General features: G+C 70.2%; 14 protein-coding genes and 1 tRNA gene. 10 read left to right on the top strand and 5 right to left on the bottom strand.

From position 1 onward, the window contains the following. The first annotated feature begins 59 nt into the window (after nt 1-59). The 10 genes from DDQ41_RS17560 to DDQ41_RS17605 all read left to right on the top strand — a co-directional run bounded on the left by DDQ41_RS17560 (nt 60) and on the right by DDQ41_RS17605 (nt 17,105). Nucleotides 60-2,456 carry a sodium-translocating pyrophosphatase gene (locus DDQ41_RS17560; protein ID WP_109295340.1) on the top strand — a complete coding sequence of 799 codons (2,397 nt, stop codon included), beginning with the start codon at nt 60-62 and terminating at the stop codon, nt 2,454-2,456. Nucleotides 2,457-2,686: 230 nt separating this feature from the next. Further along, a complete protein-coding gene (locus DDQ41_RS17565) occupies nt 2,687-3,355 on the top strand; it encodes a small secreted protein (RefSeq protein ID WP_109295341.1) in 669 nt (222 codons plus the stop codon). A gap of 210 nt (nt 3,356-3,565) precedes the next feature. Then, nucleotides 3,566-5,083 carry a DUF7059 domain-containing protein gene (locus DDQ41_RS17570; protein WP_109295342.1) on the top strand — a complete coding sequence of 506 codons (1,518 nt, stop codon included), beginning with the start codon at nt 3,566-3,568 and terminating at the stop codon, nt 5,081-5,083. Between the two features lie 510 nt (nt 5,084-5,593). Then, a complete protein-coding gene (locus DDQ41_RS17575; protein WP_109297793.1) occupies nt 5,594-5,791 on the top strand; it encodes a hypothetical protein in 198 nt (65 codons plus the stop codon). Nucleotides 5,792-6,028: 237 nt separating this feature from the next. Next, nucleotides 6,029-8,965, top strand: coding sequence for a type I DNA topoisomerase (gene topA, locus DDQ41_RS17580; protein ID WP_109295343.1), 2,937 nt, complete (start codon nt 6,029-6,031; stop codon nt 8,963-8,965). A 143-nt stretch (nt 8,966-9,108) separates the two neighbouring features. After that, a complete protein-coding gene (gene tmk / locus DDQ41_RS17585) occupies nt 9,109-12,303 on the top strand; it encodes a dTMP kinase (protein ID WP_109295344.1) in 3,195 nt (1,064 codons plus the stop codon). Nucleotides 12,304-12,572: 269 nt separating this feature from the next. Further along, nucleotides 12,573-13,778 carry a DNA polymerase III subunit delta' gene (locus tag DDQ41_RS17590; RefSeq protein ID WP_109295345.1) on the top strand — a complete coding sequence of 402 codons (1,206 nt, stop codon included), beginning with the start codon at nt 12,573-12,575 and terminating at the stop codon, nt 13,776-13,778. A gap of 204 nt (nt 13,779-13,982) precedes the next feature. After that, nucleotides 13,983-15,545 (top strand): alpha/beta hydrolase, encoded by a 1,563-nt coding sequence (locus tag DDQ41_RS17595; RefSeq protein ID WP_109295346.1) that lies wholly within the window; start codon nt 13,983-13,985, stop codon nt 15,543-15,545. 149 nt (nt 15,546-15,694) lie between these two features. Continuing rightward, nucleotides 15,695-15,768: transfer RNA gene (locus DDQ41_RS17600), tRNA-Thr, on the top strand. A 386-nt stretch (nt 15,769-16,154) separates the two neighbouring features. Then, entirely contained in the window at nt 16,155-17,105 is a 951-nt protein-coding gene (locus DDQ41_RS17605) for a PIN domain-containing protein (protein WP_109297794.1), read from the top strand. A 198-nt stretch (nt 17,106-17,303) separates the two neighbouring features. On the opposite strand, the gene DDQ41_RS17610 is transcribed toward DDQ41_RS17605, so the two are convergent. The 5 genes from DDQ41_RS17610 to DDQ41_RS17630 all read right to left on the bottom strand — a co-directional run bounded on the left by DDQ41_RS17610 (nt 17,304) and on the right by DDQ41_RS17630 (nt 24,940). Next, nucleotides 17,304-18,839, bottom strand: coding sequence for an ISKra4 family transposase (locus DDQ41_RS17610; protein WP_109295347.1), 1,536 nt, complete (start codon nt 18,837-18,839; stop codon nt 17,304-17,306). 75 nt (nt 18,840-18,914) lie between these two features. Beyond that, the gene (locus DDQ41_RS31350; RefSeq protein WP_162602701.1) at nt 18,915-19,256 is read right to left on the bottom strand and encodes a winged-helix domain-containing protein; all 342 of its coding nucleotides are present in this window, start codon (nt 19,254-19,256) and stop codon (nt 18,915-18,917) included. Nucleotides 19,257-19,717: 461 nt separating this feature from the next. Then, entirely contained in the window at nt 19,718-23,536 is a 3,819-nt protein-coding gene (locus tag DDQ41_RS17620; protein ID WP_109295349.1) for a CHAT domain-containing protein, read from the bottom strand. 73 nt (nt 23,537-23,609) lie between these two features. Beyond that, entirely contained in the window at nt 23,610-24,545 is a 936-nt protein-coding gene (locus tag DDQ41_RS17625) for a hypothetical protein (RefSeq protein WP_109295350.1), read from the bottom strand. Continuing rightward, the gene (locus DDQ41_RS17630) at nt 24,545-24,940 is read right to left on the bottom strand and encodes a hypothetical protein (RefSeq protein WP_109295351.1); all 396 of its coding nucleotides are present in this window, start codon (nt 24,938-24,940) and stop codon (nt 24,545-24,547) included. Before DDQ41_RS17630 ends, DDQ41_RS17625 begins: the two co-directional genes overlap by 1 nt. Nucleotides 24,941-25,104 lie beyond the last annotated feature (164 nt).

Consider the following 25,104-nt stretch of genomic DNA (forward strand, 5'->3'; position numbering starts at 1 on the left):
TCAGGTTCCGCTCCCTACAATCCGTCCACATCTTGGGCTCTGAACGTCAAGGAGGACGAATGGCGGGGCTCTTCAACCCGACCCTGACCGAACCCACATCTCTCGCGGCCGCGGTACTCACCGATGACAACAGAATGATCGTAATTGTCATCGCGGTCGTCGCGATCGCGGCGCTGGTCGTCGCCCAGCTGCTGGTGCGCCAAGTGCTGGCGGCCGGTGAGGGCACCGACTCCATGAAGAAGATCGCGGCAGCCGTTCAGGAGGGCGCAAACGCCTATCTGGCGCGGCAGTTGCGCACACTCGGCATTTTCGCCGTGATCGTCTTCTTCCTGCTGATGCTGCTGCCTGCGGACGACTGGTCGCAGAGGCTGGGGCGTTCGGTCTTCTTCCTGGTGGGTGCGGTGTTCTCGGCCGCCACCGGATACATCGGAATGCGGCTCGCGGTGCGCGCGAATGTGCGCGTGGCCGCGGCGGCGCGTGAGGCGACCCCCGCCGAAGGGGAGCCGGCCAAGGATCTGACGACCGTCGCGCACAAGGCCATGAAGATCGCTTTCCGTACCGGCGGTGTGGTGGGCATGATCACGGTGGGCCTCGGCCTGCTCGGCGCCGCCTGCGTGGTTCTCGTCTACGCCGCGGACGCCCCCAAGGTCCTGGAGGGCTTCGGCCTCGGCGCCGCGCTGATCGCCATGTTCATGCGGGTCGGCGGTGGCATCTTCACCAAGGCCGCGGACGTCGGCGCCGACCTCGTCGGCAAGGTCGAGCAGGGCATCCCCGAGGACGACCCGCGCAATGCGGCGACCATCGCGGACAACGTCGGCGACAACGTCGGCGACTGCGCCGGCATGGCCGCCGACCTCTTCGAGTCGTATGCCGTCACGCTCGTTGCCGCCCTCATCCTGGGCAAGGCCGCCTTCGGCGATCTGGGACTGGCCTTCCCGCTGATCGTCCCGGCGATCGGCGTGGTCACCGCGATGATCGGTATCTTCGCGGTCGCCCCGCGGCGCGCCGACCGCAGCGGGATGTCCGCCATCAACCGGGGCTTCTTCATCTCCGCGGTGATCTCACTGGCCCTCGTGGCCGCGGCGGTCTACGCCTATCTGCCGTCCTCGTACGCCGAGCTGAGCGGTGTCACCGAGCCCGCGATCAGGGGCCACGAGGGAGACCCGCGCATCCTCGCGCTGGTCGCCGTGGCGATCGGCATCGTGCTGGCCGCCCTGATCCAGCAGCTGACGGGGTACTTCACCGAGACGAACCGGCGCCCGGTCCGCGACATCGGCAAGTCCTCGCTCACCGGCCCGGCCACCGTCGTGCTCGCCGGTATCTCCATCGGCCTGGAATCGGCCGTCTACACCGCGCTGCTGATCGGTCTCGGCGTCTACGGGGCGTTCCTGCTCGGTGGCACGTCGATCATGCTCGCGCTGTTCGCCGTGGCCCTCGCCGGGACCGGTCTCCTCACCACGGTCGGTGTCATCGTCGCCATGGACACCTTCGGCCCGGTGTCCGACAACGCCCAGGGCATCGCGGAGATGTCCGGCGACGTCGAGGGCGCGGGTGCGCAGGTCCTCACCGACCTGGACGCCGTCGGCAACACCACGAAGGCGATCACCAAGGGCATCGCCATCGCGACGGCCGTCCTCGCCGCGGCAGCGCTCTTCGGCTCGTACCGGGACGCGATCGCCACGGCCGTCGCGGAGGTGAGCGCGAAGGCCGGGGAGATGAACCTGAGCCTGGACATCTCCCAGCCCAACAACCTGGTGGGCCTGGTCCTCGGTGCCGCCGTCGTCTTCCTCTTCTCCGGGCTGGCGATCAACGCCGTTTCCCGGTCCGCCGGATCCGTGGTCTTCGAGGTGCGGCGGCAGTTCCGTGAGCACCCCGGGATCATGGACTACAGCGAGAAGCCGGAGTACGGGCGCGTCGTCGACATCTGCACCAAGGACGCCCTGCGCGAACTGGCCACACCGGGTCTGCTCGCGGTCATGGCGCCAATCGCGGTCGGCTTCACGTTCGGCGTCGGCGCTCTCGGCTCGTACCTCGCCGGCGCGATCGGCACGGGCACCCTCATGGCCGTCTTCCTCGCCAACTCGGGTGGCGCGTGGGACAACGCCAAGAAGCTCGTCGAGGACGGGCACCACGGCGGAAAGGGCAGTGAGGCGCATTCGGCCACGGTCATCGGCGACACCGTCGGCGACCCGTTCAAGGACACCGCGGGTCCGGCGATCAACCCGCTGCTGAAGGTGATGAACCTCGTGGCGCTGCTCATCGCGCCCGCGGTCGTGCAGTTCAGCTATGGCGACGACGCCAACGCGGGTGTCCGCGCGGCGATCGCCACCCTGGCGATCCTGGTCATCGTCGTCGCGGTGTACCTCTCCAAGAGGCGCTCGGTCGCGGTGGGTGACGAAAACAACGCAGCCGATCGGTCGTCGAAGTCACCGGACCCGGCGGTCGTTTCGCAGTAGCCGTCTCACCCGAACGAAACGCCTGCTCACAGCACGGGCGGATGGCGCGGTCGACCGCGCCGTCCGCCCGTCCGCCGGTCCGCCGGCGGTCGGGGAGCGGGACGGCCGGTGAGTCTTGTCTCCCATAGGGCAAAACCCCCTCACTGGAACATCTCGGGCATTCGCCCCGGGGTCGTTGTGTGCGGGCCGTGTATCTTCCGGGGCCGAGAGCCTTGGAAGGGACCGATCCGGTGAAGGTGAACAAGAAGGTTGCGGCCGCCGTGTCCGGCGGCGCCGTGCTGGTGCTCGCGCTGACGGGCTGCGGCGGCGAAGACGACGGCGCAAAGGCGGACGCCTGGGCGAAGAGCGTCTGCGAGAAGGCGCAGCCGCAGATCCAGAAGCGGGCCGACGCCCAGCAGACCATCATCTCGACCTCTGTCGACGGCAAGCCCGCAGACATACAGGCGGCCGACTCCAAGGCATTCGAGGACATCGCCGACGCCAACAGGGCACTGGCCTCCGCGGTGCAGGCCGCCGGCACCCCGCCCGGCGAGGGCCAGGAGCAGCTCCGGCAGGACGCGATCAAGGAACTCAACGCCACCGCCACCGCGTATCTGGACCTCAAGAAGCAGGTCGACGCACTCGACCCCAAGGACCAGCAGAAGTTCGCTGACGGCCTGCAGGACGTCGCGAACGGGCTGAAGAAGATCCAGAAGACGGACCAGGTCGCCCTCGGCAGACTGCAGTCCGGTGATCTCGGTAAGGCGATGGGGCAGCAGAAGGGCTGCCAGCGGGTCGAACCGTCGGTCACCGCGTCCGCAGGCGCGGGCGACGGCTCCCTCGAACCCGGCAGCAAGCCGTCGAACGCGGCCGGCCCGTCGAAGTCGGCCGGGTCCGCGGAGCCCGAGACGACCGAGTAGCGGACCGGTCACACGCAGGGGTGGGGGCGGACGCGGGGCCGGACGGACGTGCGAGCGGACGGACCTGCAGGAGCGCGTGTGGAGGTGCGGACGGGCGGGCGTGCAGGAGCGCGTGTGGACGGGCGGGCGCGCAGACCTGCCCGGCCGCGCCCCGCTGCCGCGCCGCGGCAGTGACGGCGCGGGCCGGATGCCGCGGGTCAGAATGGTTCCGTGAGTACGACCAGCCTCGCCGCAGGCCTTCCCGTTCCCGACCGGTCCGCACGGCTCCGTGACGCCCTGATCGCCGCCGACTTCACCGCCGACGGGCTGCTCGAGCTGCTCGGTGCGCCCGCCTACAGCGCTCTCGCCCGCAGCGAGACCGTGCCCGCCCTGCGTGCCACGCGAGGCGACTCCCCGCTGGAGACGCTGGTCCGGCTCTTCCTGCTGCAGCGGCCGGTGGCGGCCGCACGCGCCCGGGAGGCCCTGCCCCTGGACGCAGGACTCGCCGACGGCTGGGTCGCCGAGTCCTCCGACGGTGTCCGGGCGACGGTGGACATCCGCCCGTACGGCGGGCCTGAAGGGCAGGACTGGTACATCGTCTCCGACCTCGGCTGCGCGGTGGGCGGTGCCGGCGGCGCGAGCGGCCGTGCCGAGGGTGTCGTCCTGGGGGTCGGCGGAGCCTCCACCACCCTCGCCGGCATCACGGTCCGCGATCCGGTCGCCTCCGCCCTCGACCTCGGCACCGGCTCCGGCATCCAGGCACTCCACGCCACCCGGCACGCCACCCGGGTCACGGCCACCGACCTCAACCCGCGGGCCCTGGTCTTCACCCGGCTCACCCTGGCGCTGTCCGGCGCCCCTGAGGCGGATCTGCGCCAGGGTTCGCTCTACACGCCGGTCGGATCGGATACATACGACCTGATCGTGTCGAACCCGCCGTTCGTCATCTCCCCGGGTGCGCGGCTCACGTACCGGGACGGCGGAATGGGCGGGGACGATCTGTGCCGCTCGCTCGTTCAGCAGGCCGGGGAACGGCTCAACGACGGGGGGTACGCGCAGTTCCTCGCGAACTGGCAGCACATGGCGGGGGAGGACTGGCAGGAGCGCGTGCGCTCCTGGGTGCCCCGCGGCTGCGACGCCTGGATCGTTCAGCGCGAGGCCCAGGACGTGACGCAGTACGCCGAACTGTGGCTCCGGGACAGCGGTGACCACCGCGCCGCTCCCGAGGAGTACGCCGCGCGGTACGACGCATGGCTCGACGAGTTCGAGGCGCGCGGGACCAAGGCGGTCGGCTTCGGCTGGATCGCACTGCGGAAGACGGACTCGGAGCGGCCGTCGATCCTCGTCGAGGAGTGGCCCCACCCGGTCGAGCAGCCGCTCGGCGACGCCGTGCGGGACCACTTCGTCCGGCAGGACTATCTGCGCACGCACGACGACGCGGCGCTGCTCGCCGACCGCTTCGTGCTCGTCGGCGACGTGCTGCAGGAGCAGCTCGGGCTGCCCGGCGCAGAGGACCCGGAGCACGTCGTGCTGCGCCAGAGCCGCGGTATGCGTCGTGCCACGGAGGTGGACACCGTCGGTGCCGGCTTCGCGGGTGTCTGCGACGGCACGCTGAGCGCGGGGCGGATCCTCGACGCCATCGCCCAGCTGGTCGGCGAGGACCCGGTGCTGCTGCGCGACCGCACGCCGGAGGCGATCAGGCTGCTGGTGGGCGAGGGCTTCCTGGAGCCTGCCGCTCGGCGTGGCTGATGTGCGCCGTGCCGGGCGTGCCACCGTCGTGCCGTGCCGCTCCGCGCGCCTGAGCCGGGTGCCGGGTGCCGGGTGCGACCGCCCCGGACCGGACCGCCCCGGACCGGACCGGACCGCCCCGGACCGGACCGCCCCGGACCGGACCGCCCCGGACCGGACCGGACCGCCCCGGACCGGACCGTCCCGGACAGGCCCGGACCGGCCGTGCCCGGGCGTGCGGACGGCGCGCGGCGTCCGTCCGAATCGGCAACCCGGGCGCGTGGTGGACGCCCTGCGCCGGAAGTTCTCCTTCCTCACCGGACGGATGAAGGGTCCGGTCTGTCGCCTCAAGACGCCTCAAGACCGGGGTGCCGCACCGGGCCCGCAACCGTTCACTCCGGAAATCGTCCGTACCGGCGCCGCCCGGGTGAACCCGTGCCGCGTTCACCTGGAATTCGCGTGGCCGACGCCCGGGGGTGCCAGCCTCGGCCACGGGACTTCCCCGGCCAGGGCGAGAAACGGGAGACGGGCATGGAAAGCGGTCCGGCGGTCTTCGCGGGAACGGTGTTCGCGCTGTTCGGAGCCGCACTGCTGATATGGACGGGGGCGAGGGTCCGGCACCGCGCCCCGGTCGCGCACGGCGTGAATCCCGCCACGGCCGCGACCCTGAGCATGATCTTCGGAACCGCTTTCCTGCTCGCCGGCCTCTGGTGCCTCAGCCGCGTCTGAATGCCCCCGCGACCCCCGTCAGGCCGCCTCCGTCCGTCGTCCGCCGCGGGAGTCCGGGCGGCAGGAATGCCCGGAGTCGGGTTACCGTTCGAGTGGCCGTTGCGAACTTTTGCCGTTTGACACGGGGGCGGGTTGTACCGTCACACTCCGCAGCGACAGCAAAGCGCAGTACGGCCGTACGCCGTAAGTTGTACGCCGTACGAGCCCACCGAGCGTCGACCGGAGAGAAGAGCGAAGTTGTCCCCGACCAGCGAGACCGCACAGGGCGGCCGCCGACTCGTCATCGTCGAGTCGCCTGCCAAGGCGAAGACGATCAAGGGCTACCTGGGCCCCGGCTATGTCGTCGAGGCGAGCGTCGGGCACATCCGCGACCTCCCGAACGGTGCCGCCGAGGTCCCCGAGAAGTACACCGGCGAGGTGCGGCGTCTCGGGGTGGACGTCGAGCACGACTTCCAACCCGTCTATGTCGTGAACTCGGACAAGAAGGCGCAGGTCAGGAGGCTCAAGGAGCAGCTCGCCGACTCGGACGAGCTCTACCTCGCCACCGATGAGGACCGCGAGGGCGAGGCCATCGCCTGGCATCTGCTGGAGGTCCTCAAGCCCAAGGTCCCGGTCAAGCGGATGGTCTTCCACGAGATCACCAAGGCCGCGATCCAGGAGGCCGTCGCCAACCCGCGCGAACTCAACAAGCGCATGGTCGACGCCCAGGAGACCCGCCGCATCCTCGACCGCCTCTACGGCTACGAGGTGTCGCCGGTCCTCTGGAAGAAGGTCATGCCGCGGCTGTCGGCGGGCCGTGTCCAGTCCGTGGCCACCCGCCTGGTCGTCGAGCGGGAGCGGGAGCGCATCGCCTTCCGCTCCGCCGAGTACTGGGACCTGACCGGCACGTTCTCCACGGGCCGCGCCGGATGGGGCACGGCCCCGGAGGCCGGTGGAGCGCCCGATCCGGCCGCCTTCACCGCCCGGCTGGCCACCGTCGACGGGCGGCGCGTCGCCCAGGGCCGTGACTTCGGCCCGGACGGACGGCTCAAGTCGGACCAGGTACTCCACCTCGACGAGGAGAACGCGCGCGCCCTGAGGGCCGCGCTCGAGAACGCGGCGTTCTCGGTCCGCTCGGTCGAGTCCAAGCCGTACCGCCGCTCGCCGTACGCCCCGTTCCGTACGACGACGCTCCAGCAGGAGGCCTCGCGCAAGCTCGGCTTCGGGGCGAAGGCGACGATGCAGATCGCGCAGAAGCTGTACGAGAACGGCTTCATCACCTATATGCGTACGGACTCGACCACGCTCTCCGACACGGCCGTCGCGGCGGCCCGGGCCCAGGTCACCCAGCTGTACGGCGGCGACTACCTGCCCGAGAAGCCGCGCACCTACGCCGGGAAGGTCAAGAACGCCCAGGAGGCGCACGAGGCGATCCGCCCCTCGGGCGACCGCTTCCGCACCCCGGCCGAGACCGGGCTGACCGGCGACCAGTTCCGTCTCTACGAGCTGATCTGGAAGCGGACCGTCGCCTCCCAGATGAAGGACGCGGTCGGCAGCTCCGTCACCGTCAGAATCGGCGGAACCGGCTCCGACGGCCGGGACGCCGAGTTCTCCGCCTCCGGCAAGACCATCACGTTCCACGGCTTCATGAAGGCCTACGTCGAGGGCGCCGACGATCCCAACGCCGAGCTGGACGACCGCGAGCGCCGGCTGCCGCAGGTCGCCGAGGGCGACCGGCTCACCGCCGAGGAGATCACGGCGGACGGGCACGCCACCAAGCCCCCGGCCCGCTACACCGAGGCCAGCCTGGTCAAGGAGCTGGAGGAGCGCGAGATCGGCCGCCCGTCGACCTACGCGTCGATCATCGGCACCATCCTCGATCGCGGCTACGTCTTCAAGAAGGGCACGGCACTCGTGCCGTCATTCCTCTCCTTCGCCGTGGTCAACCTGCTGGAGAAGCACTTCGGCCGGCTCGTCGACTACGACTTCACCGCCAGGATGGAGGACGACCTCGACCGCATCGCGCGGGGCGAGGCCCAGGCGGTGCCGTGGCTGAGGCGCTTCTACTTCGGCGAGACCGTGCCCGGCGGCGGATTCGCCGCGGGGGCGGAGGGGGGTGCCGCCGAGGCCGGCAACGGCGACGGCGACCACCTCGGCGGACTCAAGGAACTCGTCACCGACCTCGGCGCGATCGACGCCCGGGAGATCTCGTCCTTCCCGGTCGGCGGCGGCATCGTGCTGCGGGTCGGCCGATACGGGCCGTACGTCGAGCGCGGCGAGAAGGACGCGGAAAGCCACCAGCGCGCCGACGTGCCGGCCGACCTCGCGCCGGACGAGCTGACCGCAGAACTCGCCGAGGAACTGCTGGCCAAGCCGAGCGGCGACTTCGAGCTGGGCAAGGACCCCGAGACCGGCCACGAGATCGTCGCGAGGGACGGCCGATACGGCCCGTACGTCACCGAGGTCCTGCCCGAGGGCACGCCGAAGACCGGCAAGAACGCGGTGAAGCCGCGGACCGCGTCCCTCCTCAGGTCGATGGCCCTCGACACGGTGACCCTGGAGGACGCGCTCAGGCTGATGTCGCTGCCGCGCGTCGTCGGCAAGGACGCCGAGGGTGTCGAGATCACCGCGCAGAACGGCCGCTACGGCCCGTATCTGAAGAAGGGCACGGACTCCCGCTCACTGGAGACCGAGGACCAGATCTTCGGCATCACCCTGGACGAGGCCCTGGCGATCTACGCGCAGCCCAAGCAGCGCGGCCGCGCGGCCGCCAAGCCGCCGCTGAAGGAACTCGGCACGGATCCGGTCAGCGAGCGCCCGGTCGTGGTGAAGGACGGCCGCTTCGGCCCGTACGTCACCGACGGCGAGACCAACGCGACCCTGCGGACCGCCGACAGTGTCGAGACCATCACACCGGAGCGCGGTTACGAGCTGCTCGCCGAGAAGCGGGCCAAGGGACCGGTGAAGAAGGCCGCCAGGAAGGCCCCCGCGAAGAAGGCTGCGGTCAAGAAGACCGCAGCGAAGAAGACCGCAGCGAAGAAGACCGCAGCGAAGAAGACCGCAGCGAAGAAGACGGCGGCCAAGAAGACGACGGCGAAGAAGACCGTGGCGAAGAGCACGGCCGCCGGGAAGACGGCCACCGGGAAGACCGCGCCCGAGAAGGCCGCGGTGAGGACGCCGTCCTCGGACGCGTAGCGGGGCGCATTCGACGCACGCCTCCGGGCGGAGGGGCGCCCCGCGGAGGACGCGGGACACCCCGGTCGTCCCGGCGGGCGCTCGCCGCCCGTTTGTTCGGGCGGCATCTCCGAGGAGCGACGTCCTCCGGATAGGCTGGGCGGATGACGCGAGCCGAGCAGCCAACGGCCCAGAGCCCCACCTCTGAACCCGAAGCCCGTGCCGCCGACGCACTGGCAGCGGACTCACGCGAGCGCGCCGTACGGTCGCTCCTGCGCGTACCCGCCCTGCGGCGGCTGTGGAGTGCGCAAGCCGTCGGCGGCACCGGTGACGCGCTCGCCCTGCTGGTGCTGGTCCTCCTGGCGCTCCAGACGGCGGTCACCGAAGGGGCCTTCGGCGGCGGATACCGGGGTGCCGCCTTCGCCGTCGCCGCCGTCTTCGGGGTCCGCCTCCTCGCCACGGTCCTCTTCGGGGCGGTACTCCTCGGTCCGCTCACCGCGCTGACCGCACCGAGCGGGCCCCTGGACCGGCGCTGGACGATGATCGGCGCCGACGGCCTCCGCGTCGCCCTCCTCGTGGTCGCCCCGCTGTGGATCGGCTGGACCCCGGGCAGCGCGGTGGCGTACGTGCTCGCCACGGTCTTCGTCACCGGCGTCGCGGAACGCTTCTGGACCGTCGCCCGGGAGAGCGCCGCTCCGGCGCTGCTCCCCCCGCCGCCTCCGGAGGGCGCCGCCGTCCGCCCGCTGCCCGACCATCAGGACGCTCTGCGGCGACTGTCCCTCCGCACCTCCTTCGCGGTCGTCCCGGCCGGTGCCGCCGCTCTGCTGGTGGCGACGCTGATCGGCAACCTGCTCGGCACCGGTGTCGAGTGGTTCTCGGCGAACCAGGCCGCGCTCGGGTCGTATGTGGCGGCGGGTCTGTTCGCCGCTTCCCTGTCCGTCCTGGCCGCCGTCGAACTCCCCGACGCCCAGACGCCGCGTCCCCGGTCCCCGCTGGAGGGCCTGCGCCGCCCGTCCACCGGCGCCCGGGACAAGGGCCGCACCGGCGCCGTCCCGCTGCTGGTGGCGGCCTGCGCCGCGATCGCCGGGGCCATCGCCTCCGCGGCGGCCGTGTCCGTCCTGCACTCGCGGGACCTGGGTGGCGGCCCGGTCGCCTTCGCCCTGCTCGTCCTCGCCCTGACCGGGGGCGCGGCCCTCGGCGTCCGGGGTGCCCCGAGCGTGCTGCCGGCACTGTCCCGCCGCAGGCTGCTCGCGCTGGTGATCGCCGTCACCGGCGTGGCGCTGCTGGCGATGGGGCTCGTCCCGGACACGGCGACGGTGCTGTTCCTCGCGGTCCTCGCGGGGGGTTCGGCCGGTGCCGCCGCGCACACCGGGCACGCGCTGATCGACCTGGAGACCGAGGAGTTCCGGCGGCCGCGGGTCACCGAGCATCTGCAGGCCGTGGTACGGGTCGCCATCGGGCTCGCCGCGGTCGGCGCCCCGCTGCTCGCCGCCGCCATCGGTCCGCACCGCCTGGCCAGTGGCGACTTCGTCTTCGCACACGGCGGCGCCGCCTTCACCCTGATGCTGGTCGGTGCGCTGCTGCTGCCCGTCTCCGTGATCGTACTCGCCAGGACCGACGACCGATCCGGAGTGCCGCTGCGCCGCGACCTGGCCGACGCGGTCCGGCGCGGCGCGGACCCCGCCCAGGCAGCCGCGGCCACCGGCTTCTTCATCGCCGTCGAAGGCGGCGACGGCGCCGGCAAGTCCACCCAGGTCGAGGTGCTCGCGGAGTGGATCCGGGCCAAGGGGCACGAGGTCGTCGTCACCCGGGAGCCCGGTGCCACCCCCGTGGGCAAGCGGCTGCGCTCCATCCTGCTCGACGTCTCGTCGGCCGGGCTCTCCCACCGCGCCGAGGCCCTCCTGTACGCAGCCGACCGAGCAGAGCACGTCGACACCGTCGTCCGCCCCGCGCTGGAGCGCGGCGCCGTCGTCATCTCGGACCGCTACATCGACTCGTCGGTGGCGTACCAGGGCGCGGGACGCGACCTCTCCCCCACCGAGATCGCCCGGATCTCCCGTTGGGCGACGGACGGGCTCGTACCGCATCTGACCGTGCTGCTCGACGTCTCCCCGGAGACCGCGCGAGAGCGCTTCACGGAGGCGCCGGACCGGCTGGAGTCCGAGCCGGCCGAGTTCCACGGGCGGGTACGGGCCGGGTTCCTCACCTTGGCCGCCGCCGACCCGGGCCGCTACCTCGTCGTGGACGCGGGCCAGGAGCCCGAGGCCGTCACCACGGTCGTGCGGCACCGGCTCGACCGGATGCTCCCGCTCTCCGAGGCCGAGGTGAGGGCCCGCGAGGAGGCGCGGAAGGCCGCCGAGGAGGAGGCCCGCCGCAGGGCCGAGGAAGAGGCCGCCCGGAAGGCCGAGGAGGAGCGCCTCGAGCGCGAGCGCCAAGCGCAGCTGGCGAAGCTGCGCGCCGAGGAGGAGGAGCGCAAGCGGCGCGAACTGGAGGAGGCGCGCCGTCGGGAGGCCGAGCGTCAGGCGGAGGAGGCCAGGCAGCGCGCCGAGGAGGCGAGGCGGCTGGCCGAGGAGGAGCGGCGCCGGCGCGAGGCCGAGGAGAAGACCGTTCGCGAGGAGGAGGAGCGCCGCCGTCGCCAGGCCGAGGAGGAGGCCCGGCTGAGGGCCGAGGCCGAGGAGCGCCGCCGGGAGAAGCAGCGCAAGGCCGAGGAGGCCCTGCTCCGGGCCGAGGAGGCGCGCCGGGCCGGCGAGGCGGTCTCCGCGCAGTCCTCGGCCGCCGAGACGACGGTTCCCACTCCTGTGGTGGGGCCGGACGCCGCGCCGCAGGCGGTCGAGACGCCGCGCCCGCGCATCGACACGACGAAGGCGGACGAGAAGGAAAAGAGAGGCAAGGGAGACAAGGGAGACAAGGGAGACGAGGGGGGCAAGGAGGATAGGGGGGACGCGGAGACGGCGGTCCTCCCGCAGGTCCCGCGGTCTCCGGACGGAGTCGCGCAGGGCGCACGTGGAGCACAACCGGGGAGCGCACCGGCCTCCTCCGGGCAGGCCGACGAGACGGCGGTGCTTCCGCCGCTGCGGGGTGACGGGCCGGGGGCCGCCGCAGCCGGCGAGACCGCGGTGCTGCCTCCGGTCCGGGGCGAGAGCCCCGCGGACCGTATGCCGCCGGGCCTCTTCCGTGACGAGCGGTCCGCCCGGGCCGAGGAGCAGCGCACGCGCGAACTGCCCCGGGTCGACGAGGAGGGACGGCCGCGCCGCCGCTCCGACTGGGCGGAGGAGACGCCGCTCGACGACCTGCCGACGCTGGCGGACGAACTGCTGGGTACCCGCGACGACGAGGACGACGGGCGCCGGGGGCGCTAGGCGGTCCGGTCCGGCTTGGCTGTTGCTGTTGCTGTTGCTGTTGCTGTTGCTGTTGCGGCGGCGGCCGGGCGCGGGCCGCGCGGCGGAGGCGCTTGCCGGCGGGTGGCTGCCGGGCCGCCGGTCGTCCACGGGCGGCAGCCAGTGTCCGACCCCTGCTCCACAATGGGAACCCGGTGCGGGACTCGTGGCGCGCAGCCCGCGTCTCGCAGCTCATGGCTCATGGCTCATGGCTCATGGCTCATACGACGGCGGAAGGCGGTGGCGGCAGCATGGCCGTGTGGGACGACCTGATCGGACAGGAGCGTGTCCAGGAGCAGCTTGCCGCCGCGGCGCGGGATGCCGACGCGCTCGTCACGGCGCAGTCGGCGGGGGAGGAGGCACCCGCCGCGTCGAGGATGACCCACGCCTGGCTGTTCACCGGCCCGCCCGGTTCGGGCCGTTCCACCGCGGCTCGCGCCTTCGCGGCTGCCCTGCAGTGCACCAGCCCCGACCGGGCGCTGGGCGGCGCACCGGGCTGCGGGTTCTGCGACGGCTGCCACACCAGCCTGGTCGGCACGCATTCCGACGTCGAGGTGGTTCGGACGGATCTGCTGTCCATCGGTGTGAAGGAGACCCGTGACCTCGTCCGCCGCGCGCAGCTCTCGCCCGCGGTCGGCCGTTGGCAGGTCATCGTCCTTGAGGACGCCGACCGTCTCACCGAGGGCGCGGGCAACGTCCTGCTGAAGGCCGTGGAGGAGCCCGCCCCGCGCACGGTCTGGCTGTTGTGCGCGCCGTCCCTCGAGGACGTACTTCCCACGATCCGTTCCCGCTGCCGTCACCTGTCGCTCCGCACCCCGTCCGTCGAGGCCGTTGCGGACATGCTGACCAGACGGGACGGCATCGAGCCCGAGGCCGCCCGGTCAGCCGCCCGGGCGACCCAGGGGCACATCGGCAGGGCCCGCCGGCTCGCCACCGACGAGGCTTCGCGCACCCGCCGGGCGGCCGTGCTGAAGCTCCCGCTGAGGGTGGAGGACGTAGGTGGCTGCCTGAGGGCGGCACAGGAGCTGATCGACGCGGCCGCCGACGACGCGCGGCAGGTCTCGGAGGAGGTCGACGCCAGGGAGACCGAGGACCTCAGGGCTGCCCTGGGCGCGGCGGCGGGCGGCCGGATGCCGCGGGGCACCGCGGGGGTGATGAAGGAGCTGGAGGACAGGCAGAAGCGCCGTCGCACCCGCACCCAGCGGGACAGCCTCGATCTCGCGCTCACCGATCTCACCGGCTTCTACCGGGACGTGCTCGCGCTGCAACTCGGTTCGAGGGTCGCCCTCGCCAACGACGACGTGCGGGAGGCACTCGACCGGGTGGCGCGTCATTCCAGTCCGGAGGGGACCCTGCGCCGGATGGAGGCGGTCCTCGCCTGCCGTGAGGCCCTGGACACGAATGTGGCGCCGCTGCTGGCGGTGGAGGCCATGACGATGGCGCTGCGCACGGGGTGAACTCGCCGACTCCCGGTCCGGCCGGTCGGTCGGGGGAGCGTTCGGTACCGGACCTCGGGCTTCGGGCGCCGTCCGGCACCGGGTCCCTGGCGGGTGGCGGTGCCGTGCGGGTGCCCATGGCCGGGGCGCCAGGGATCTTCCGCGTGAATCACCCATACGGATGGAAAGGGGTTTGAATCCCCTTTGTGTCGATAGGCTCCCAGGATGGACACCAGGCAGTTCCTCAGGACCTCCGCCATCGCGTTCACCACAGCCCTGGGGCTGCTGGTCTCGGGCTGCAGCGGCGGCAGCCCGTCCTCGGAGGCGCCCGGACCCTCGGGTTCGGTGCCGGGAGCGGCAGCACCTTCCCCGGTGTCGGCCGCCGCCATGAAGCCGTACTACGGCCAGAAACTGGACTGGCGCAACTGCGGTGCCCCCGGCTTCCAGTGCGCCACGCTCAAGGCGCCGCTCGACTACTCCAAGCCCGAGGGCCCGTCGGTCGAGCTCGCCGTCGCCCGGGTGAAGGCCACCGGCCCGGGCAAGCGGATCGGATCACTCCAGGTGAATCCGGGAGGCCCGGGAGGCTCGGCCGTCGGGTACCTCCAGGCCTATGCGGGTGTCGGCTACCCCGCCCCGGTGCGGGCCAGGTACGACATGGTGGCCGTCGACCCGCGCGGAGTGGCCCGCAGCGAGCCCGTCACATGCCTCGACGGCAAGGAGATGGACGCCTACACCCAGAGCGACCAGACGCCCGACGACCCGGCTGAGATCGACAGGCTCAGCACGGCGTTCAAGGGCTTCGCAGCAGGTTGCAAGGAGCAGTCGTCCATGGTCCTTCCGCATGTCTCCACGGTCGAGGCGGCGCGGGACATGGACATCTTCCGGTCCGCGCTGGGTGACGAGAAGCTGTCGTACGTCGGGGCCTCCTACGGCACCTTCCTCGGTGCGACCTACGCCGAACTCTTCCCGGAACGGGTCGGCCGGCTGGTGCTCGACGGGGCGATGGACCCCTCCCTCCCGGCCCGCCAGATGAACCGAGACCAGACCGAGGGCTTCGAGACGGCCTTCAAGTCGTTCGCCGCCGACTGCACGCGGCGCTCGGACTGTCCACTCGGCACCAAGTCCACCGCGGACGCGGCGGCCCGGATGAAGGCGTTCTTCGCCGAGCTGGACGCCAAGCCGCTGCCCACCGGGGAGAGCCGCGAGCTCACCGAGTCCCTCGCCACCACCGGAGTGATCGCCGCTATGTACGACGAGGGCGCCTGGCCGCAGCTCCGCGGCGGGCTCGCCGAGGCCATGAACGGCGACGGCGCCGGGTTGCTGGCCCTCTCCGACAGCTACTACGAGCGCGAGAGCGACGGCTCCTACTCCAACCTGATGTCCGCCTACTCCGCGGTCAGCTGCCTCGACCTGCCGCCCGCCTTCACCACGCCCGACGAGGTCAAGGCCTCCACGGCGGACTTCGAGAAGGCGTCCCCCGTCTTCGGCAGGAACTTCGCCTGGGCCTCCCTGGGCTGCGCCTACTGGCCCACACCCGCCACCGGGTCCCCCCATCGCATCAAGGCCGAGGGCGCTGCCCCGATCCTGGTCGTCGGCACCACCCGCGACCCGGCCACCCCCTACAAGTGGGCGCAGGCCCTCGCCCGCCAGCTCGACTCGGGGACACTGCTGACGTACGAGGGCGACGGGCACACCGCGTACGGCCGCGGCAGTGACTGCGTCGACACGGCGATCAACACATACCTGTTGACCGGCACTCCCCCGGCGGACGGCACGCGCTGCCGCTGACAGACGCTGACAGCAGGGGCACGCGCCCATACGGCCGGCCCGGACCGCTTGGTGACCGGGCTGGTCAGGGGCACCCCGAACAACCCTGTAGACTTGGCGCCGCTGCTGATGCGAGCCTGCTCCCGCCGGAACGGGCCTGCCCGCAGCTTGCCGCCTTAGCTCAGTTGGCCAGAGCAACGCACTCGTAATGCGTAGGTCTCGGGTTCGAATCCCGAAGGCGGCTCAGTGAAGACCCAGGTTAGATGGCCTCTGACCTGGGTCTTTTGTTATTTCTTTACCTTGCTTCTGCTGGAGTGCCAGGCTGGAAGCCCGGTCAGGCGCCTCCCGGTGGCCGAACGGTGGCCAAACGTGCAAGGGGCGTGCAGAGGTGGTGGCCAAGAGGGTTGCTGGCAGCGCGGCGCGGGCTGCTCGACTGTTGTCGCATCTCCACAAGCGTGGGCGGACAGCCGGGTTGGCGCATGCCAGAGAGCAGAACGTGCGGAGTTCGGGATCGACGCCGACCCGGGCAGCCTGTTCGCGGGGAATGCCTGGAGCGTGGGAGTGCTGCTGGAGGGCCACGACGTCGGAAACCCAAGGCGCACCAGCGGGCCGCGCTGGCAGGATCACCGCATGCTCATCACACCGCGCCCCGGCGCAGACCGGAAGAACATCCGGCAGGCCCTCAGCAGCGTCCACACCACGGCAATGAACCTGCAACGGCCGTACAGCAGCGCCTTCGAGGGGCTGCTGACGTATCTGGAGTGGGTCACCGAGTCCGCGCGGATGCTGCGCTCCCAGATCAGCGACCGGGACCTCGACCAGCTCGTGTTCACCGACCGCTACCGGGCGCTGCTGGGCAGCTGCGGCACGCTGGCCGGGACCGCCCAGGAGCGCCTCGTGAACGGCCTGGTCCAACTTGAGGTCGCCGAACGGATCGAGGCGTTCGAGGCGGCCGTGGCCGCGCTCGATACTCAGATCGGCCGGTGGAGCCAGCGGGAGGTGTTCGTCGTGGCCGACTCCAGCTTCTACATCCAGAACGAGGTGAAGCTGGCCGACGTCGACCTGCACGCGGTGCTCGACGTACCGCGCTGGCAATACGTGCGCCTGCTGTTCCCGATCGTGGTGGTCGACGAGCTTGACGACCTCAAGGACGCCAGCAAGCAGCGGGCCCGCTGGCGTGCCGCCCACACGCTCGGTCTTCTCGACGGGGTCCTCAACGGCGGCACCCACGGGGTCCTGCATGAGGGGGAGCACACCGCTCAGGACGGCGAGACTCGCGGCAGGGTCAACGTGGAGATCGTCCTCGACCCCCCGGGCCACGTGCGCCTGGACCGTCCCGATGTCGAGATCATCGACCGGACGGTGGCCATCCAGGGCCTGGCTGGCCGCGACGTTCAGCTGCTGACGTGCGATACGAGTCAGCACACCCGGGGCCGGGCCGCAGGGCTGCAGGTGGCCAAGGTGGCGACGAAGGACCCCGGGGACGAACCGGACTGGTCGGCCCCGGACAGGTCTGGCACTGGAGTACGCGCGCAGCGGCGCGCCCGGCAGGCCGAAGCCGAGGCTCCGGCAGCCAGTTGAGAATCGCGCACCACGGCAGTAACTGACATTCACACAATCATCGTTGCCCCACCGACTTCTGGAATCATCCAGGTGGCACATGCGCGAGTAGGGGGGTAGCAATGGACGCCAGCGACTGGATCTCCGTCGGTTCAGGTGGCGTGGCTCTGGTGGCGGCAGCGATCGCGTTCGGGTGCGGCTCGGTTTGAAGGACGGTGATCACGCCGCGAGAGTGAGGCCGTCGCGGTAGCGGATCGCGTGAACCCGCAGGTGCTCGCGCTGTGTGTGATACTCCCAGTACTCCTCGAAGTCGCCGTTGCTGATCACCGCGCGGAGCTTGAGGACGGCCTCGGCCCCGGCCAGGCCCCAGCGGGCGCCGGTGATGTCCATCCGGTCCTTGATCAGGTGCCGGCACGCCCCCTCGATCACGCCTGTCGCGATCGGCCAGCCCTCGGCGAGAGCGATGTCGTAGCCGAGGTAGGGGAGTTTCGCGCGCAGGTAGCCGACCGCCTTGTCCACTCCGGAACGGCGCTGGTCGTCCAGTTCCTCCGCATCCGCCTGTGCTTCGAGCGCGTCGGTGACCTGAGCGGCCTCGCCGCCCAGCACGCGGAGCGCAGTCTGGCCAACCCATGCCTCCGCAGCCGGGTCGGTCCTGGCGAAGAAGCACCAGGCCGCGCCCCAGAGGTACTCGATCACATGGACGAAGTCGATGAGGATGCGCACCTCCGTGCCCCGGACGTCGCACTGATCATGGATCAGGTCCAGCTGGTGGCAGGCGCCGTCGACCAGCATCACCCACTCCCGCTCCCGGTCAGGATCGCGGCGCTCGGCCTCGTCGAACACCGTGCCGATGACCTGCTCGGCGTCGCGTTCGACAGAGGCGGTCAGCCACTTCGCCCGCGCCCTGGAGCGTTCGGGGCGATCCGTGCGATCGGTGTTGTCGCCACCTCTGATCACATCGCCGGGGTCACGCGGCATCGGCGCGAAGTCGTAGACCGCGCCGACGGTCGCCATCCGTTTGCGCCCGTTCTTCTCCCCGCCGGCCAGGCGGGTGGCGAACGGCCCGCCCCCGGATGCGGCCTTCTTCGCGGCGGCCCGCCTGGTCTCCTCGCGCAGCGCCTCCGGGCGCATGACAATCCCCTTGCTGTCCGCCGAGAGCACCAGCAGCAACTCCTCGGAGCCGGAGCCGGAGCCGGAGCCGGAGCCGGAGCCGGAGCTGCGTGCGTATGCGTAGAAGTCGTCCACGTCCGCCGCGGCGCGCTGGACCAGCTGCTCGACCTGCCGCTTGCCCATGTGCGTACCGGTGGTCCGCTCGATCGCGGCGACCGCCGCCTCGAACGAGCCGCGCACCGCCTCGACGGCGGCGAGCTTCTTCAGAACGTGGGAGTGCAGTGCGACGGGCAGGTCCAGATCCGCGTCGGCGGGGTAGAGGTTGGCCGCTCCCCTGACGCGGTAGGCGATCCGTTCCACCTCCACGGTGCCGAACTGCGTGGACAGCAGCCGCTTGTGGCCCGCCTCGGCGGCGCGCCGCACCACCTGGTCGGATCCGGCGACCTGCGGCAGGCGCTCCTCGCGCTGCGCGCGCTGATCCAGCCACTCCTGCAGCATCAGGCGGTGCACCTCGCGGCCGCGCGTGGTGATGAACTCCTCCACCTCGGCGTGAGAGGCGTCCTCGCGGTCGGACAGGCCAGCGAGCAGCTGCTCGAAGGCGGCGCGGGGCGGCGGGAAACGCCCCGGCGGGCACGGCGGGGCCATAGGCTGGCCTCGGGCTCTTCCCTATCGTCGGTGCGGGCTTGTCACCAGGCACGACGCGGGGAAGAGCCCGCCTTGTCAGGGTCGATCGGGTGCGCGAACGCCGTCGGCCAGCGTGAACAGGCCCCTGGACGGCTCGGCCAGCCACCCGCGGCGCACCATGCGCTTCAGCCGCATCCGCAACGTCTCGACGTGCCGGTGATCGGCCACCTCCTCCAGCCGCTCACAGATCTCCTTCGCCCGCAGCGGCGTATCCGCGCTGGCCAGCAGGGCCAGAACAGGCCAGTCGCCCTCCGCGGGCATCTCGCCGGTCGTGATACGCACGACCGGCGGCAGGGAGCCGGACAGATTGTCCGGATCCGCATCCTGTGCGGGTACCCGTTCGAACTCCCCTTCGTCCGCGTCGCGTTCAGCGAGCACACGGGCGAGGGTCACCTGGGTGACCACCAGATCGGACAGCGACTCCTCGGCGGCAGCGATCTGCTCGTTCAGCGCGCCAGCTCGGATCGCAGCTCTTCCACCCGCTGCCGGGCCGCCTCCTCGTGCTGCTTCAGCAGCGCCAGCAGATCCTGCTCCACGCGCCCCTCCCGGCGATGCCGCCGACGCAACCACGCCGGGCCCAACCTCCGCACCACCCAAGGACTTACCGGACCACCGGGACGCGAAACTCCTCACGATCACCGTCCCTCAAACCGAGCCGCACCCAACCGCAATCTGCTCGGCCCCGCGGCGACCAGTGCACGCAGGCAGCCGTCTGGCCGACCTCGCATCGTGGACAAGCTCGCGATGTCGGGGTCGGCAACGGGCCAGGGAAGCAGCCGGATCCACGCGAACCCATCGATCGTGACGATTCTTGAGGAGAAGGCCAGGTTCGCGTGCAGTCAGATGCCTGCGTGCAAGTGGGCCGCCCAGAGATAGGGAAACCTTGGGTCTCGATCACGGAACCTGCGCACAGTCTGGTGCAACGCACCCGCCGCCTCATCCGTGTCGAGGCCACCACGCTGGCTGGTGAGTCTCCCGAGCTCGGTGTAGAAATCAGCTGCCATCTGTGAGGCCACCTCGTCGTTGATCTCCCAGAGGGTGCCGATGACCTGGGGAAACCCCGCGAGCTGAAAGGCCGAGGTGAGATGAATGGCCTCGTCGATCAGTTCCACGGAGTCCATGAACGCTGTGCGGCAGGCTGACAGGTAAGCCAACTGGGAAGATTCCAGCCTCATTTCGGCAAGGTTCGCCACGCTGAGCGGATCATGTTCGTGGTCGTGCAGAAGCAACAGACTCCTGGACGGGTCGCTGGGGTCGTGGGCACCGTGGCACGCGAAGTGAACGATCCTGCAATCGGAGAGATTCTCCAGGACCCGAGCCTTGGTCGGTCTTGTCTCAGCCCAGGGGCCAGTCCTGCCGTCAGCAGGGGCGTCCGGCTCGATGAGCAGCGTCGGCCTCGGCAACAGGTTGCAGAGCATTGCGGCTTCCTCCGAGACGTGGTCCAGGCGGCCCGGGACACCAGGAGTCGTGGGCATAGCCACAATCAGCGACCGGCCCACGGACGGCGCCGAGGTGTGGTGGCGGCGTGCGTGGTGCAGAGCGCGGATGGTGGTGGTGTAGGAGGAGACGACACTGTCCATGACCGTTCGCCCGTCCCCCTTCCTCAGGCCCGCCGGCGGCGGCTCGGCGTGATAGCCGGCAGCATGCAGGGGAAGCAGCGAGAGGAGCCCACCGGGCGCCCACCAGACGCGGGGCCACGGCTGTCCGGAGGAAGGCTCACTAGTGAAACCGAGGCTGTGCAAGACCGGTTCGGCCGCCGCGTCCCACAGCCACTCCAAGACGGTGCGCAGCGTCGCTTGGGCCTGCTTACGCGCGAGAGGCGTCGTACGCGGGGCCGCAACGACTTCCAGGGCCCGGTGGAAGGTCTGGATCTGGTCGACGACGAGGTCGTACGTGAGGTCTGGCAGGCTGAGGGACTCGATTCCGTCGGACGTCAACAGCAGCGCGTCGCTGCGGTAGCGGCTGACGTTCAAGCTCACCACGGGGCCGAAGGCGGCTTGTGCCAAGAGTTCGCCGACAGCGGGAGGGCGAGCGAATCTCGCGAATCCGTCCTGCGCTCGAATGCGGTCCAGCGTGACCTGAAGCCGGCCGACGAGTTCGCGTCGGCGTTCCTCAGCGTCAACCGCGTGTACGGCGGTGCTGACTTGCACCATGGGATCCGCGGGGGAAGCTGTCGCGTCCATCGGCCGGTCGAGCTCGTTACGGAGAACCTCGAAGCGATGAGCCAGGTCGGGATGGCACTCGCGAAGCTCAGCGAGGTCGCTCCGCATGTCCAGCGCCTGACTATGGAGGACGCCGCGGCCCACCTCGATCAACTGCAGTGCCCGCACTGCCCGATCAGTGGGTGCGCCTTCGTGAGAAGCAAGAGCCAGTGCCGCAGCATCTCCGGCCAGCCCGGACCACTTGCCCATGGCGTGCTGCTGGTCACGACGGCTCAGCCGGCGGTCTGCCACTTCGGGCAGTAGGTGTACGGCACCGGCCAGGAGATCGGCTGCGAGATCAGGATCCGACCGTCCGGTCATTGAGGCCGCTGCCTGAGCGGCCCGAATCCGAATCGAGGGCCTGGACCCGTCGGCTCGCGCGCCTTCCATGTGGGCGGCCAAGGCGCGATCAAAGTCGTGTCGCGAGTGGGTCCGCTGATACCGGCGATGCAGGGCCGTCCCGAGCTGGAACAGGTAGTCGGCGCGCTCCGGATGTTCCGCGGGCGCGATGTCGAGCGCAGCCTGGCACGCAACCACCGCGTCATCCAGATCCGCTATAGACCCCGTCTTCTCGAACCTGACGGTCAGCACACCTCCCAGTATGGACAAGTACCTCGGGCGCTCAGGGTGGTGGGGCGGGACGGTGGCGGTCGCATCATGTCCCGCCGCGGCCGCTCCATCCAGGTCCTCAGAGCCTCCAGTGCGCTGAAAACGGGCGTGCAGGGCGGCGCACAGATTCGCGAGAAAACGAGGGCGGTCAGGACTGCTTGCATCCACAATGCCGAGGACCTCGCGGTTCCTTCGGATCACCTCGTCGAGGTCTTGAGGGTCCCCGTTCCGTTCGTAACGTTGCAACAAGACTGTGGCGAGATTGGACAGCATCGCCGCCAAGGCGGAGTGTTCACGGGGTGCCGTATTCACAGCTCCGTGCGCGAACTCGATCGCGGCGTCCAGGTCCGACAACGCCCCGGTGTGCTTGAACCGAGTCCACAGCATCAGACCGGTGTTGGACAGCCGGGTCGGCCGGTCGACGTGACCGTCCGCGGTGGCCTGAGCGGAAGCGCGACTGGCACTGATCGCCTCGTCCAGGTCGGCCATATCACCAGTGCGTTCGAAACGCTGCCCGAGAGAGATGGCCAGGTTGTTGAGGACCGCGTTGAACTCGGTCTGATGCGGGGTGATTTCCCGGGAGGCAGCGCGGTTCATCTCGATCGCCGTATCGAGGTCAGATCTGTCGCCGCCGAGGCGGTATCGCGCCAGGAGAGCTTGACCCAGGCCGGAGAGACGAAGCCCACGAGCCCGGTGCCCCGGCGGGGGCATCTCCAGAGCTTCCCGGAACGCAATGACAGATCGGTCCAAATACGCTGTTTCATCGGTGCGCTGGAATCGAGTCAGCGTGACGGTGCCGAGCCCAGACAGGAACATGGAGCGCGCAGGATGTTCCTCGGGAGCCGCCTCGACTGCGGCCTGGCAGCACTCGATCGCGTTGTCCAGATCCGCCAGCACGCCGGTGCTTTCATATCGGCCGTGCCAGGCGGTCCCCAGATTGTGAAGAACTCCTGACTTTTCGTGGTCCTCGGTACAGAGGTCTGACGCTTCCTGGAAGGCTTCGATCGCCGCGTCCAGGTCCGACAGGATGCCCTTCTCAGTGAACCTGGCCTTCAGCGCGGTCCCCAGATTGTTGAGTCCGCCAGCCCGGTCGGCAGGGAATCCCACGGAGGCTTGGACTGCCAATCGGCCAGTCTCGATCGCATCGTCCAGGTCCGCCACCGCGCCTGTATGAGTGAAGCGCTGCATCAGCACACCTGACAGGTTGGACAGCATGACCGACTGGTTCGGGTGCCCTGTTGCCGTGCTTTCCACTGCGCCCTGGGCAACGTCGATCGCCGCTTCCATATCCGCTGGTTCGCCACCGGCGTCGAAGTGGGATTTCAGGATGACAGAAAGATTGGACAGCGTTTCCGCGTGCTCACTTGCTCCACGTGGAATAGCTCCTGCGATGCGCCGCAGGAGATCGGTCACTCTTGCACGCAGCGCCGGGTCCGGCGAAGGGTTCATCCCTTGCTGGATCCTCCAGACGAAGGCGAGCGCGCGCTGGGCCACGTCTGGAAGCAGTTCGTCCGGCAATTCCTCCTCACCGGCGCCGAACAGGAAGCAGGGCGTGAACTTGGCGACGGCCTGCTCTCTGTCCCGCTGCCCAGCCTCTTCGGGAAGTGCCCGGAACCTGAAAGCGTGCAACCAGCCGAGGACATAATAACCTTCCAGGTCGGACTCGTCGTTTAGGAGTATCGCCGCAAGTTGGCGTGCCTCGACCAATGCTTCCGGCTCCAGTGCCACAGCGAGGTCTTGTTCCCGGGCCAGCCGTTCCAGCCGTAAGCCCACTACAGCAATCCGCTTATCCAGTTCGTCTTCCCTTGCGAAGTCCTGCTCACGACCCTGCATGAACCGCCCTGTCACTTCCCGTTCCTCGGTAGATCTGGTTGCTACGCCATTCAGGCCCGACGAGGCGAACCTTTACATTCGATGGAGCTCACGAAACTGGTCCCGACACGGGCGCCGGACTGTTCAGCCGCCTCATGACCTCGCCACCCAGCAAAGGTCCCATCGGTTGTTCCTCGATGCGTAGCTTGTCGGCCAGGTCCGTCAGGTGAAGGCGTACGGATGCCTCCAGCAGCGCGGCATAGGTGTCCGAAGCCGTACGGAGGCGACGTGCCGAAATGATCAGGAGCGTAGCGCTGAGCGGCGCTGCGGGCCACCACCACCAGGCCAGAGGCAGATAGAGCAGGGCCCACCCACCGAGAACGGCAGCCCGTGTCAGCGCCGCGCGTCCCCTTCCGATCTCACCGCGTATCTCTTCCGACAGCAGGATCCAGAGATGTGGCCAAACGATGAGGAGATTGACGTGTGCGTCTCGGTCCAGCCGGACCGTCGCGGCGTGGATTCGGTCACCGCTCCAGGTCGGCCGTTCAGGCCGTTCTACGGAGATGCGCTCGCACTTGCGCGCCGCACGATGACGCTCCCGGATCTTGGGCCGGTCAGCCGGACGCGGAGCGCGTTCCCGAAGCATCAGAGATTCGTACTCCGCCCGCGCCTCGTCCCAGCGATGCTGTCTGCGTGCCACACGGTACTCGGCCAGCTCGCCGAACGGCCACGGCCAGACGCCCCAGCCAGCGGCCAGGGCGACACGCTCGACAACGGAGCCGAGGGACTGGGCGGCCAGTCCGGCGGCGGCCGCGCCGGCCAGGATGGCAGCTAGCAGCACGATCTGGCCGCCCACCGTGGTGACTTGGGGAGCCTTGGCGGCGTTCGAGATCGCGTGGATGAGCTGGCCAACGTCCAGCGCGGCACTATGCCCGAGGGCGTGTCCGGCTGCTGCCACCGCCAAGTACAGCGCGCCTGGCAGTACGAGGAGGGTCAGCCACCGCTCGGCCAGCTTCTTGCCGAGTTCGCCGAGAAGTACTCCCACTACGGGAGCCTCTCCCGGATCAGCGCCGTCTCTGCGGGGGCGAACCTGCAGCGTGGCATGTCGTCGCCCACTTCGTGACCGGAGCGACCTATGCACAGCTGCAAGGGACACCGGTACACGACGTCCTGATCAGCAACACCGGCCGGCAACACACTGCGGCCTGTTCCCCCATACACCCCCGACGGGTCGCCTGCGTGTCGAACCGCTGCGTGGAGGGTGTCCAGCAGGGCGGTGAACGCGACGCCGTCCGTGGCCGGCCTACCGACGGCGGCCTCGAGAGCGCGCAAGGCGGCGTCGTCCTCGGCGAGTAACTCGACGAGTTCGTCCTGATGCCCACACACGTACGACAGTGCCTTGGCGGTCCTCAGGTCGGCTACCTTCGCCTGACTCGTCATACAGAACTTCGCCCCCTGTGATCTGTGATTCCTCTGGCCACAGGCGGCCATTCTCACCCCAGACGTGAAGGCGCACGCCCGGGTTCACCGAACTCCCCCAGGTCTCCATGCACGGAGCTCCAGCCGCCGCCCCGCTCTCGTCCCGACTGCCCGCCGGCTCTGCA

This window comes from Streptomyces spongiicola, from assembly GCF_003122365.1.
Classification (GTDB): domain Bacteria; phylum Actinomycetota; class Actinomycetes; order Streptomycetales; family Streptomycetaceae; genus Streptomyces; species Streptomyces spongiicola.

Bases quoted from the DNA above. Each gene is read 5' to 3' on its own strand.
- tmk (WP_109295344.1), top strand. From the start codon at position 9,109: ATGACGCGAGCCGAGCAGCCAACGGCCCAGAGCCCCACCTCTGAACCC.
- DDQ41_RS17595 (WP_109295346.1), top strand. From the start codon at position 13,983: ATGGACACCAGGCAGTTCCTCAGGACCTCCGCCATCGCGTTCACCACA.
- DDQ41_RS17575 (WP_109297793.1), top strand. From the start codon at position 5,594: ATGGAAAGCGGTCCGGCGGTCTTCGCGGGAACGGTGTTCGCGCTGTTC.
- DDQ41_RS17610 (WP_109295347.1), bottom strand. From the start codon at position 18,839: ATGGCCCCGCCGTGCCCGCCGGGGCGTTTCCCGCCGCCCCGCGCCGCC.
- DDQ41_RS17630 (WP_109295351.1), bottom strand. From the start codon at position 24,940: ATGACGAGTCAGGCGAAGGTAGCCGACCTGAGGACCGCCAAGGCACTG.
- DDQ41_RS17605 (WP_109297794.1), top strand. From the start codon at position 16,155: ATGCTCATCACACCGCGCCCCGGCGCAGACCGGAAGAACATCCGGCAG.
- DDQ41_RS17560 (WP_109295340.1), top strand. From the start codon at position 60: ATGGCGGGGCTCTTCAACCCGACCCTGACCGAACCCACATCTCTCGCG.
- DDQ41_RS17590 (WP_109295345.1), top strand. From the start codon at position 12,573: ATGGCCGTGTGGGACGACCTGATCGGACAGGAGCGTGTCCAGGAGCAG.